Source organism: Methylosinus sp., from assembly GCF_036560965.1.
Lineage (GTDB): Bacteria > Pseudomonadota > Alphaproteobacteria > Rhizobiales > Beijerinckiaceae > Methylosinus.
On record NZ_DATBQF010000054.1, the window covers coordinates 37,832 to 50,129 of the forward strand.

Genomic DNA, 12,298 nt, shown 5'->3' on the forward strand with positions numbered 1-12,298 from the left:
AACGCCCCCGATGGACCGCCTAAATCAGCTGCGAGACAATCTGCTCGGACTCGGTCCTCGCAAGCTCGCCGCCCTCGCCATGATCTTTGTCCTCGTCCTCGCAGTAACCGGGGTCGGGGCCTATTATCTTTCGCGTCCCAATTTCGAGGTCCTCTATTCGGGCCTCGACAGAGAGGATGTGAGCCGTATCGGCGCCGCTTTGAAATCGAGCGGGATTCCCTTCGATATCAATCCTGAGGGCAACGCCGTCTCGGTTCACTATGGACAGACCGCGCCGGCCCGCATGATGCTCGCCGAAAGAGGTCTGCCGCAGAGCGCCAACGCCGGCTACGAGCTTTTCGACAAGGTCGGATCGCTCGGCCTGACCTCCTTCATGCAGGAGGTGACGCGCATTCGCGCGCTCGAAGGCGAGCTCGCCCGCACCATCCAGCTGATTCGCGGCGTGAAGGCGGCCAGAGTCCATATCGTGCTCGCCGACGAGGGCTCGTTCCGCCGCGCCAAGCAGCCGCCATCCGCCTCGGTCGTCATTCGAACCGAGAGTCCGGACGATTCGAAGGCCGCTCACGCCATCCGGCATCTCGTCGCGGCCTCGGTTCCCGGCATGACGGTCGATCAGGTGACGGTGCTCAACACGGACGGCATGCTGCTGACCACTTCCGAAGGCGACGAGAGCGACGCCGTGCCCGGCAAGACGCTGACGCTCGAGCGCACGGTCGCCAAGGATATTCAGGACAATATCCGCCGCACGCTCACGCCCTATCTCCGCCTGTCGAATTTCCAGGTCAGCGTGCGAACGCGCATCAATACCGATCGCAAGCAGACCAATGAAACGATCTTCGACCCGGAATCGCGGGTCGAGCGATCGGTGCGCGTCGTCAAAGAGAATTCCACCTCGCAGAACAACAGCACGACCGGCGCCGCCGGCGCGGATCGCAACATTCCACAGGACAACAAGCAGGCCTCCTCCTCCGAGGGCAAGCAGTCCAACGACGAGAACAAGAAGAACGAAGAGCTCACCAATTTCGAGCTCTCGTCCAAGACGATCACCACGGTCAGCGGCGGCTACACGGTCGAGAACATTTCGATCGCGGTGCTGGTCAATCGCGCGAGTCTCGGCGGCACCGGCAAGGATGCGCCCAAGCCCGAGGCTATCGAACGGCAGATCAAGGAGATCGAGCTATTGGTCTCCACGGCCGCCGGCCTGCGCAAGGAGCGCGGCGACACCGTCAAGATCTCGGCCGTCGAATTCATGCCGAACGAGAACGACATGGGGCCGGTCGAAGCGCCGGGGTGGGCCGACGCGCTCACCCATCAGCTCGGCTCGGTGATCAATGCGCTGGCGCTGATCGCCGTCACTGTGATGCTCGTCGTCTTCGGTCTGCGTCCGGCGACGCGCGCTTTGCTGGCGGAGGCGCCCGCGGCGGCCATCGCCGACTCCGGCGCGTCGATGCTCGATATCGACAATGCCGTCGAATTGCCCTTCACGCCGCTCGAGGCGCCGGAGTTCACCATGGCCGCGGCCATGGACACGGGGCTCATCGAAGACATCGCCAATCAGGAGAAATTCACGCAGCAGAAGCGGCTCGAGCAGTTGATCGAAGCCGATGAGATGCAGGCCGTGGCGATATTGAAGCAGTGGATGTATGCGGAAGGCGGCGTCTGATGGCGCGCTCCGTGGCTTTCTATCTCCCACGCTTCGATGAAGCGCCGAAGATTGCCGCGCCCGAGCCGTCCCCGCCGGCGATCGACTTCGTCGAGGCGGAGGCGGAGCCGGAGGTCGAGGCGCCCGAGCCCGAGCCGGAGGACATGCCGCCGATCCTCACGGATGAAATGCGCGCGCAATTGCTCGACGAAGGACGTGCCGCCGCGACCGCCGAGTGCGACCAAAAGATCGAGCGAGAGCGCGCTGCGTTCACACAGCGGCTCGAGGAAGAGCGGCGGCGCTGGGCGCGCGAGGAGAGCGAGCGGCTCGGTCGTGAATTCCGCGATGCGCTCGGGCGCTTCTCGGCGCGGATCGGCGATGACGTCGAGCGAATTCTCGAGCCCTTCGTGGTGCGCGAGATCAGGGAGAAGATGCTGGTCGGGCTCATCGAGACTTTGCGGGTCCTGATCGCCGATCGCGAAAATCCAGTCGTCCATCTGAGCGGGCCGGTCGATCTGCTCGAAGCGATCTGCACGAAATTGCACGGCGAGGACATAGCGACCAAGATCGATGACGTCGGCGGCGTCGACGTGCGCGCTCGCCTCGATGCGACGACGATCGAGACGCGCCTCGGCGATTGGATGGCGCAGCTGCGCGAGGGAGACGAGGCCGCATGAGCGATCACGAGGAAAGCGAGATTATCTACATCCGTAAGAAGCACGGCGAGGAGGAGGAGGCGCATCACGGCGGCGTCTGGAAGCTCGCCTTCGCCGACTTCATGACCGCGATGATGGCCTTCTTTCTGGTGATGTGGCTCATCAACTCGACCTCGAAGGAAACCAAGGCGGCGATCGTTCAATATTTCAATCCCGTCCAGCTCATCGACTCCAATCCCGCGCATAAGGGGCTTCGCGATCCGGCGGAGGCCGGCCAGGGAAAGAGCCAGCAGTCCAACACGGCTCCGGACAAGGGCGCGACCGCCTCGGCGCCGCCTGCGCCATCGGAGAAAGACAGTCCGCAGCGCGAGGCCGCTCTTCTCTACGACCCGATGACGACGCTCGACGAGATCGACCGGAAATCGTCGCAACCGTCGTCCTTCGGCGATCCTTTCGATCGCAGCGCGCATGGCGTCGGCTATGTGGACGAGCGTATAGAAGACAGCGGCTCGCCCGACAAATCGACATCGGCCGAAGCCCTCGAGGGGCCGCGCGCCAAGCCGGCTCCTTCGACGCCGCCGAGCAACGTCAAATCATCCGCGCCTTCGCCGCGCTCCAGCGTCGCAGCGCTGCCGCCCGTCGAGGACAAGAAGGGCGAGGCGTCGACCGCCGGCATGAAGGCCGCGGTGGAAAAAGTGGTCAAGGCGGAGCTCGCCGCGCTGCGCGCCGCGCCGCATGTCGAGGTCGCGGAGACTTCGGAGGGCTTGCTCATCAGCCTCACAGACGACGCCAATTTCTCCATGTTCGCTGTCGGCTCCGTCGAGCCTCGGCCGCAGGCCGTTCACATCATCGGCCGGATCGGCCAGCTTCTGGCGAAGCAGAGCGGCGAGATCGAGCTGCGTGGACATACCGACGGGCGCTCCTATAAATCCGCGACCTACGACAATTGGCGTCTCTCGTCGGATCGCGCCAACATGGCCTATTACATGCTCGTGCGCGGCGGCCTTCCCGAAAAGCGCGTCGTGAAGATCGCGGGCTTCGCCGACCGTCGGCCGAAGGCGCCAAAGGAGCCGCTCGCGGCCGTCAATCGCCGTATCGAAATCTTGCTGCGCAGGAGCGAAAGGTGATGATTTTTGCGCGCGTCGTCCTTCTGGCGACCGGCCTGATCATTCCTCTCGCATCTAGCGCCGAAGCGGGAGAGCTCACCGAGCAGGTGAGGGCGCTCAACACGCTCCAGGGCGCGATGGTGCAAGGCGCGGCGGGGGCGCGCGGCGCGATCCCGGCGCAGATCGCGCGCATCGAGGATGTCGTTGCGTCCATCGACGGCGAGGCTTGGAAAGAGAAGGGCAATTCGAGCGCCGCGGCGATCTTCCTGTTCTGCGGCGGGCCATCCCGTTCGATCCGCAAGGTCCTCGATGCGCATCTCATTCCGGAAGCCGACGCATCGCTCGTCACTGGCGCGGTCGCCTATGCGGAAGGGCGCAATCAGGACGCCGCCAAGCTGCTGACGCCGATCGACGCGCGGGCGCTCCCCGACACGCTCGCGGCGCATCTGGCGCTGATACAGGGCGGGTTGCTGATCGCCTCCGACAAGGCGAAGGCGCGCGAATTATTCGATCTCGCGCGTTTGTTGATGCCGAGCTCGCTCGTCGAGGAAGCGGCGTTGCGACGCGAGCTGTCGATCGTCGACGCCGTGCAGGACTCGAATAAATTTCTCGTGCTCGGCCGTCGCTATGGCGCGCAATATGCCAAGTCGCCCTTCTCGCGCAACTATTGGGACGAAATGCGCGCGGCGACACTGCGCGCCGCCGCCAGTGGCGAGGCGCCACGCCTCGGAGAATTCCGCGCGATGATGAAGAGCGCCTCGCCCGCCTTGCGTTTCGAGACCCATATGGGCGTCGCGCGTCATGCGATTCTCAGCGGCCGCGTCGCGCTGGCGACGACCGAAACGCAATATGCCGGTCCGCTGGCCGATTCACCCTCCGCGCGCGCGCGCGTCGAGCTCTATCGCGCCGCGCTCGCCGGCCTCGCCGGCGATTTCGAGACGGCGGAGGTTGAGTTTCAGAAAATCGATCCGAGGATTCTTCCTTCGGCGGAGGTCGAGGTGCGCAATATCGTGACCGCTGCGATCAGCCGACTTCAAGGCGCGGCGGACGGCGTGTCGTCCGCGGCGCCGGAGCCCGTCGATGCGCGCCCCGAGTCGACGGTGGAGCGCTCCGCGCTGCAGGCGTTGAGCGACACCGATGCTTTGCTCCAGCGGGCGACGCGCCGATGACTCTCGATCCTCTCTTCACCAATCTGGCGACGGGCCGTCTGCTCGGTCGACAGACCGACTCCGCTTCACAGGGACAGCGTGATGCGGAAGGCGCGGATGCGCGCCAATTTGCTTCGCTTCTCTCTGATCTCGACGATCGGAGCGCCCCCGCCGCACGTGTCGCGGTTGTCGACGCGACCGCCGCTACGATCGAAGGCTCCGACGACCGTGCTGCGCGACGGAGCGCGACCGACGAAGCGGCCACGTCCGACGCGTCGAGCAATGCGCCGGCGCAGATGCCGCCCTTCGCAGCGGTTCCGGTCTTCGACCTGAATTGGTCGCCCTCTGCGATTCCGCGAGCGGCCGACGCTCACTCCGAATCCAATACGTCCACCGGCGACGTTACGACGACCGTCGACGATGGGAGCGCGTCGTTCGCCGACGGCGCTCCGCCATCCGCCGGCGCGATCGTGCATCCATCGAACGCGTTTGCGACCAATTTGCGCGCTACGGATGATGCGCGCATAGGCTCGCGCGCGACATCGGCGGCCGCTTCACGGTCGTCTGTCGATCCGCCAGCGGCGGCGACGTCGGATGATATCTCGACATCGACGCAGCCGGCGACTCGTGCGTCCGTCGTCGCGACGTCTGCGCCCTCGACGGCGACGGTGCGAACGCGGCGCGCGACGGACGCCGCGCCCGATGTCGTCGCGCAGCAGGCGCGCGTCGCCACGGCGCAACCGACATCCGACGCAGCGACGCCGCCGACTTTTTCGATTGCCGCTGCGAGCCCGGACATTGTTTCGACATTTGGTCGAAGCGCTGTCGAGTCCGCGTCGAATGTCGCGCGCGAGAGTGGTCGAGACGCCGTTGCGTCCGGCGGCGGCGAAGGAGCCCATCTCGTCTCGACGTCGGATCTGCGCGACGCTTCGGCTACGAATCCGGCGCCTTTGCCGTCTTCGAGCACGGCGCCGCAGCGTCCTGAATCCATCACCGCGACAGCGTCTGTCGTCGATGCGGCGAGCGCGGGAACGCCGCAAGTCGTCGATATGGGTGGGCGATCGATCGAGAGCCGCGGTTCGAGCGCATCGCGCTCGACGTCGGCGACCGCAACGCCGCCTTCCGTCGATCAGTCGGCGCAAGTTGCCCTCGATGTCGCGGCGCGTATCTCCACGGCATCCGTCGACGATCAGAGCGCGATCCAAGTTGCTGCGCCATCGGCGACGCGAAACGACGACGTCGCCGCGCCTTCGAGCTTCGCTGCGCGCAGCGTTGCTCCTTCGATCGCGAGCGCACAGAGCCCGCAGCGTCCGAACGATCGCGACATCGCGCCGAGCGTCGGCGCCGACGATCGCATGTCCGCCTTTTTGCGAGCCGAGCCGCGACCCATCGAAGCGAATGCGCAGCAAGCAGGCGATGTCCAAAAGTCGCCCTCGGCTCGGACGTCGTCGAGCGAGGCGATGCCCGGCGTGTCGCCGACGGCTACATCGGTCGCGTTCGCGCGACAGAATCTCCCGAGCTCTGCGCCGCAGTCCGACGCTCGGTTATCGACGCCGTCCACGGCCGATATGGGGGATGGCGGCCCGGCCATTGCGACCGATCTGCTGGACGCATCGCCGCGCGTCGCCTCCAGCGACATTCAGGCGGTCCAATCGTTCACGGCGCCAATTGACGGCGCCAGCGCGTTCGCCGGTCCGCCCGGCGGAACGCCGCTGTCTGCGCTGTCCGCGATGGATCGGACACAGGCAGGCGTCGATTCGAGGGCCTCGGCCGACGTCGCGTCTGCGGCGACAGATACGAATGAGTCTTCCGACAGTGGCGCGGTCTCTTCATTCGAACTGACGAATGCGTCGCCGACGAGCTATGCCGCTCCGGTCCAAAGACGGGACGTCGGCGCCGCGACTCCACAATTCGACGCTGCCCCGGCAGAGCCGGCTATCGCGATCGATGACAGGGAAGCCGCTTTCTCGCCATTCGATTTGCGAGACCTCACGACGTCTTCGGCTTCTGCTTCGGGGCAGGTCCGTGACGCCGCGACTCCCGCGCCTTCGACCGAAGTCGAGGTTTCCACATGGCGCGCAAGCTCGGCGCGCGACACGAGCGGGGTCTCGCAATTCGATCTGCGCAGCGCGGCAAGCGCAACTGCGCCTGCATCGCCGCGACCGCCGACCACGATTGATCTCGCGCCATCGTCGGATGACCGCTCTTCGGCTTCGCGCGCCGATGCGAGCCAGGACGCGCGCGCCGATTCGTGGCGCGTCGCCAGCCCGATCTCGCAATTCGATCTGCGCAGCGCGGCAAGCATGGCTGCGCCTGCATCGCCGCAACCGCCGGCCACGATCGATCGCGCGCCGTCGTCGGATGGCCGCTCTTCGGCGTCGCGCGTTGATGCAGGCCAGGACGCGCGCGCCGATTCGTGGCGCGACGCCAGTCCGATCTCGCAATTCGATCTGCGCAGCGCGGCACGCATGGCTGCGCCAGCATCGCCGCAACCGTCGCCGCCGATCGATCGCGCGCCATCGTCGAATGACCGCTCTTCGACTTTGCGCGCCGATGCGGGACAGGACGCGCGCGCCGATTCGTGGCGCGACGCCAGCACGATCTCGCAACTCGATCTGCGCAGCGCGGCAAGCACGGCTACGCCTGCATCGCCGCAACCGTCGACCACGATCGATCGCGCGCCGTCGTCGGATGACCGCTCTTCGGCTTCGCGCGCCGATGCGGCCCGGGCTCGAGGCGAATTCCCTCAATTCGATCTGCGCCGCAGCGTTTCGTCTGCGCCCTCCGCTTCTGTTCGGCCGACGGATTTCGTGAGCGGCGCGCCGCAATCAGACGCCGTGTTCCGGACGCCGCCGGCCGCTGCGGGCGCCGAACGCTCGATCGGGTCCTTCGACCTGCGCAGCGCATCGGCGAGCGCGACGCAAAGGCGGGATTTTGGCGTTCCGACGTCGCAATATGACGTCGACCAGTCGACGGATGACGTCACAGCGGGTCGCGACGGAGCCGCGCCGACGTCTTTCGATACAAGTTACGTATCCGATGCGACGAATGCTGCGTCGGAAGCGACGCGCTCTGTGCTTTTCGGCGGCGCCGCCGCGGTTGCGGAGACTGTCGCGCCGAGCGATGCATTCTCCGCCGCGCCGCAACGGCGAGCATCGGCGGGTCCAGCCGTCGTCGGAACGCGAGCCGACGAGGACGCGCAGTCGGCTCTCGTCTCGGAATCGCGAGATCGACACAGCGCGACGTCGATCGCCGCGAGTCCCGCTTTCGCGCCGACGACATCGACCGACCTCGAGCAGACGACCGCAGGCGCTGGGATCGCCGATCCTGCATCGACGCCGTTCGTCGTCGCCGATCGCGGCTCGGGGCCGCCCACGGCTGCGCCATCGACGCGTAGGCCCGTCGTCCCGAGCGCTGTCTCCGATCAAATCGCGCGATCGAGCTCTGCTGCGGCTGATCTTGTCTCTGCGAACGACGGATGGTCGCCAGCGCTGTCGCAGCAGGATTTGTCGAGCGCCGTTGCTACGCAGACCGCGACTGGATGGCGACCGCAGGCGCATGTCGCCGATAGCGGCGCGGAACCGCGCAGCGCGGCGATCGCCGTGGAGCCGCGCCCGTCGCAGGAGACGATGCGGCCGCGGCAGGCTCGCGCAGTGTCGCAGACCGCATCGCCGGCCTCGACTGTCGCCGTCGACGCCATGCCTCGGACGGCTGAGGTCGCCTTTGCGGCGGCGGACGCAGCGCCCGTCGTCGCCGCTTCCACCCGAGCTCGCACGGTGGCGCCGGGGTCGGCGGATCGCTCCTCGAGCAATGATCGTCGCGCGTTCGCGACTGACGCAGCGACGCCTCTCGATTCCTTCGCCGATGTCGCAGCGCCGCTCGCCGGCGCGCGTGGCGCGCAGGACTCGTCGTCGAGCGGCGAAGGCGGCATTGATCATCGCGCATTCACGGGGACGGCCGGACGATCGACGGCTTCCGTCGACATCGAGCCTTGGGCCTTCGATGTCCAGGGCGGCGTCTCGGCGCCAGCCGAGGCGTCGCTCGCGCCGGCGTACGTTTCGACTGTCGTCGCAACGTCGAGCGACGCTCGGGTCGACGAGGCGTCGACGAGCGCAAGCGCGCCGGAATCGATCGGAACGCTCGCCATTCTCGCGTCGCCGACGCAATTGCCGGCGGCGTTCGCCGAATTGCTCGCGCCGCAAGCGCGCAGCCTGCTGGCCTCCGCATCGGCGCCGATCGAGACTACCGCCGCCGCACGCGGGGCTCCTGTCGCCGATACGCAGCGTCAGAGCGTCGCGCCGAAAATTTTGACGATCGAGCTGGAGCCTGCGTCGCTCGGCGCGGTCGTCGTCAAGATGAAGCTGGGGCATTCGGGAATCGACATGCGCATCAGCGTCGAATCGACGGAGGCGCTGCGGCGGCTCGATTCGACTCGCGACCAGCTCATCGAGGCGATGCAATCGTCCGGCTGCTCGGTCGATTCCTGCACGATTCAGATCGGCCAGAACACAGGGGATGGCGGTAATGCGCAAGCCGCGTCCGATGGCGGCGCGGCCTATGCGCAATCGAGCGGCGCAGGAGCCGGGCGCGACGAGCAGAGCGTCGGACGACAGGGAGCGGGCTATGGCGGACAGGGGGGCGATCGCAGGCGCGGCGCCGGCGGCGAAGCCGCTGAGCCGGGGACGAACGGCGACAATCGGCGCGTCGCTGATCGTCGTGGCGGCGACCTCTATCTGTGACGCGCGCGCCGAGGGCCGGCCGACCTCCAATATTTGCGAAAGGGAGATGATCCGCGCCTCGAATGAGAATGCGGTTCCGCTCGCTGTGCTCTATGCGGTGGCGCTCACCGAGACGGGGCAGAGAGGCGCGCTCAACGCTTTCGCGATGAATGTCGAAGGGCGCGCTGTGTTCAGCGCCGATTTCCGCGAGGCGATGATGCGCTTTCTCGCGGCGCGGCGATCCGGCGCCGTGCTCATCGACATCGGCTGCATGCAGGTCAATCATCATTTCCACGGCGCGAGATTCGCGAGCGTGGAGGCGATGTTCGATCCGCGCGCCAATGTCGATTACGCCGCGCGCTTCCTCAAGGATCTGCGCAAGAGGGAAGGAAGCTGGACGTCGGCCGTCGCGCGCTATCACGCGGGGCCGAACAATGCGCCGGCGCAAAAGAGCTACGTCTGCTCGGTCATCGGCAATATGATCGCCAGCGGCTTCGGCGCCTGGACCGACGCCTCGCGCGATTTCTGCCGTCAGCGCCGGGAAGCCGCGTCGCGCTGAGCGCGCCGGCGTTCAGCGCGGCTCGGTTTCGCCCGCCGCGCTCGCGGCGCGATGCAGATAGGAGGCGAAGGCGTCGAAGATCTTGCGCATCTGCGGCGGCTTGTAGGGAAAGACGTCGACCGGGTCCATGTCATGGACCAGCAGAGTATGATCGACCTTGAAGACGATCAGCTCGCCATTCTCCGTCTCCGCGCAATCGACGCCGAAATAGGTGAGGCCGATACATTCGACCAGAGCGTCGAATGTATCGGCGTGACGCGTCACGAATTCCGTGTCGAAGGTGGCGAAGAAGCGCTCCTCCTCGCTCCGGCGCCGCATGTCTGCTTCCATTCTGGCGTCGACATAGGAGCCGCTCCAGCCTTCCGAGACGGCGAGATGACAGGCGTAGGGGCGGCGATCGATGAAGAGCAGCCGAATCTTGCGATAGAGTCCGTCACGACCTCGGCAATCGACGAAGGGCGACACGAGATAAGAGCGATCGGAGCGCTTCCCGAGAAAGAGCGTGAGCCCGAACGGCGTGTCGATCTTCTCGGCGCCGCGCTCATTGCGTTGCTCGACGGCGCGGATGACGATCGGAAAGCGCCAGTCCGAAGCATGCGAAGACGTGGCGGCGCGCAGCTCGTCGCGCAAGACGCGACGCAGAATAGGCGTGCGCAGGCCCGCATCCGTCAGATTGGCGGCGAGCTCGACAGGCTCGAGCATGGAGACGCGGCCGGGAAGATTGACGACCGGAGTCGGCCAATAGGCGAGCAGCGCCTCGAGCTCGGCGAGCAGGGGGCGGTTCGGGCGCGTCGCGGCGATCGCGACGAAAGCCAGATCATGGTCCGGCAGCTCCGTCGGCAGCGCGCGCCCGGCCAGCACATAGACCATCGTCAAGGCGATGTCCGAGCCTTCGAGCAGAAATTCCAGCGGCGTGTTGGCGCCGATATCCGCGGCGGCGACGAAGGCCAGCACGCGCAGTCGCGGATTGGCGCCGCAGCAGGTGCTGCGGAACACGCGCTGCTTGCTCAGCGCCATCGCCTGCCGCTTCAATCCTGTCGCGAGATTTCCCTCGAGCTGATCGATGACGGCGAGGTCCATCAGCGCGCCGGCGTGATCGGGGTCGCGCTCGCACATGCCGAGCAGGCGGCCGGCGACGCGGCTCAGATCGACTCCTGCGAAGGCGAGCCTCGTGAGCTTCGCCAGGCCGATCGGTAGTGTGTTCATGGGATCCGACGATCGGTCCATACGCATCAATTCACCGTCTGCCCGCTCCGATTGCCGAACGGAACTCGGCCATATGGTTCGCCATCACGCTCTGCGGCGAGGAATTTCGGCCGTCGATCCGCGTCTCGCTTCGGATGCGATTGCTAACGACTCAACATTTCCCGAAGCTTGTCGAAATTTCGCAGCGCGATTCAACTTCGTGCGATTTTGAGCTATCCATTTCTAGTTCATCGATTCGAGGAACGATCGCATGGTTGACGCTCCGACATTTCGCCCCGATGCGACGCGCCGCACGCCGCCGAACGCAAAGCCGAAGATTGCGAGGCCGCCGCTCGTCGCGGATCGCCGCACGCCGCCCACGCGCCCCGCGCGCGAGATCGGCGAGATGGCGGTGCGCACCGCGGGCGTCGGTCTCGCTGTCGTCTCCACGGCCTTCGCCGCCTATATGATCTCGAATGCGGAGCGGCAGCCGCAATTCGCCGGTCTCGAGCATCTCGCGATCTACAGCCGTCCTACGGTCATCGCCGCGAGGCGCATTCAGACTCAGGTCGCGGATCAGCGCGGCAAGATCGACTTCACCCCCGTCGGCTCGATCGGCGAGGCGCAATCGGAGGCCGGCGTTCCCGGCTTCTCGCTGCTCAGCGTGCGATCCGGCGTCGCTCTGCTGCAGACGCCGAACGCGATCATCAAAGTTTCGGCGGGCGATCTCGTCGAGGGCCTCGGCCGGGTCACCGCGCTCGAGCGCCGCGGCGAGAATTGGGCGCTGGTGGCGACGGGCGGCGTCGTCATCGGCAATTGATCGGCGCGGATCATCGCCGAGGGAGGCGCGGATTCGCGCGCGCGATCGCCTGATCGATCTGCGCATTGAATTCCGCGAGCAGGCGTTCGGCCTGCCGCGCACGGGACTTTTCCTGTCGATCCGGGTGGCAGGCCCAGGCGAGCCGCCGTCGCAGCGCGCCGAGCTTTGCGAGCGAGCCTTCGGCGCGCATGAGCTCGGCGAGGGCCTCCTCGCGCTCCGGCAGCTGCGCTGCTTTCGGCTGTGGGGCGGGGGGCGGCGGCTCGGGCGGCTTCGGGAGATCGACGCCATAGGCGCGGCAGACGCGGGTTGCGCGGTCTTCGTCGGAGGGCGGCGCAGGCGGCGGGGCGGCGCGCAGAATCGTCCCGACCGGCGGGGGACGCAGGGGCCCGGACTCACGTTCCGTTCGATGGGACGCTTTTTCCAGGCAGTCGAGAATGGTTCCGAAATCCGTCATGGTTCCGAGC

11 protein-coding genes are annotated in these 12,298 nt (G+C 66.6%); 7 read left to right on the top strand and 4 right to left on the bottom strand.

Features of this window, described 5'->3' with window-relative positions; translation table 11 throughout:
- The first annotated feature begins 10 nt into the window (after positions 1 to 10).
- The 4 genes from fliF to VIF40_RS13550 are packed head-to-tail and all read left to right on the top strand — an operon-like array spanning position 11 to position 4,573.
- Positions 11 to 1,663, top strand: a complete 1,653-nt coding sequence (gene fliF / locus VIF40_RS13535; protein WP_331938036.1) for a flagellar basal-body MS-ring/collar protein FliF — start codon at positions 11 to 13, stop codon at positions 1,661 to 1,663.
- Positions 1,663 to 2,319, top strand: a complete 657-nt coding sequence (locus VIF40_RS13540; RefSeq protein WP_331938037.1) for a hypothetical protein — start codon at positions 1,663 to 1,665, stop codon at positions 2,317 to 2,319. The genes fliF and VIF40_RS13540 overlap by 1 nt, the downstream gene beginning before the upstream one ends.
- Positions 2,316 to 3,425 (top strand): flagellar motor protein MotB, encoded by a 1,110-nt coding sequence (locus VIF40_RS13545; protein ID WP_331938038.1) that lies wholly within the window; start codon positions 2,316 to 2,318, stop codon positions 3,423 to 3,425. Before VIF40_RS13540 ends, VIF40_RS13545 begins: the two co-directional genes overlap by 4 nt.
- On the top strand, positions 3,425 to 4,573 hold the full coding sequence (locus tag VIF40_RS13550) for a hypothetical protein (protein ID WP_331938039.1): 1,149 nt from the start codon (positions 3,425 to 3,427) through the stop codon (positions 4,571 to 4,573). Before VIF40_RS13545 ends, VIF40_RS13550 begins: the two co-directional genes overlap by 1 nt.
- Positions 4,574 to 5,741: 1,168 nt before the next feature.
- Here VIF40_RS13550 and VIF40_RS13555 read toward each other — a convergent pair.
- Both VIF40_RS13555 and VIF40_RS13560 read right to left on the bottom strand, forming a co-directional pair.
- On the bottom strand, positions 5,742 to 6,143 hold the full coding sequence (locus VIF40_RS13555; protein WP_331938040.1) for a hypothetical protein: 402 nt from the start codon (positions 6,141 to 6,143) through the stop codon (positions 5,742 to 5,744).
- Between the two features lie 270 nt (positions 6,144 to 6,413).
- The gene (locus tag VIF40_RS13560; RefSeq protein ID WP_331938041.1) at positions 6,414 to 7,220 is read right to left on the bottom strand and encodes a hypothetical protein; all 807 of its coding nucleotides are present in this window, start codon (positions 7,218 to 7,220) and stop codon (positions 6,414 to 6,416) included.
- A gap of 985 nt (positions 7,221 to 8,205) precedes the next feature.
- Here VIF40_RS13560 and VIF40_RS13565 point away from each other — a divergent pair.
- Positions 8,206 to 9,291: a flagellar hook-length control protein FliK gene (locus VIF40_RS13565; protein ID WP_331938042.1), complete on the top strand. Its 1,086-nt coding sequence runs from the start codon at positions 8,206 to 8,208 to the stop codon at positions 9,289 to 9,291.
- 46 nt (positions 9,292 to 9,337) lie between these two features.
- Positions 9,338 to 9,829, top strand: coding sequence for a transglycosylase SLT domain-containing protein (locus VIF40_RS13570; RefSeq protein WP_414684808.1), 492 nt, complete (start codon positions 9,338 to 9,340; stop codon positions 9,827 to 9,829).
- A 12-nt stretch (positions 9,830 to 9,841) separates the two neighbouring features.
- Here VIF40_RS13570 and VIF40_RS13575 read toward each other — a convergent pair whose 3' ends face one another.
- Complete coding sequence (locus VIF40_RS13575; RefSeq protein ID WP_331938044.1) at positions 9,842 to 11,035, bottom strand: hypothetical protein; 1,194 nt, start codon at positions 11,033 to 11,035, stop codon at positions 9,842 to 9,844.
- Between the two features lie 250 nt (positions 11,036 to 11,285).
- Here VIF40_RS13575 and VIF40_RS13580 point away from each other — a divergent pair, with 250 nt between their 5' ends.
- A complete protein-coding gene (locus tag VIF40_RS13580; protein ID WP_331938045.1) occupies positions 11,286 to 11,834 on the top strand; it encodes a hypothetical protein in 549 nt (182 codons plus the stop codon).
- A 10-nt stretch (positions 11,835 to 11,844) separates the two neighbouring features.
- Here VIF40_RS13580 and VIF40_RS13585 read toward each other — a convergent pair whose 3' ends face one another.
- The gene (locus tag VIF40_RS13585) at positions 11,845 to 12,288 is read right to left on the bottom strand and encodes a hypothetical protein (protein ID WP_331938046.1); all 444 of its coding nucleotides are present in this window, start codon (positions 12,286 to 12,288) and stop codon (positions 11,845 to 11,847) included.
- Positions 12,289 to 12,298 lie beyond the last annotated feature (10 nt).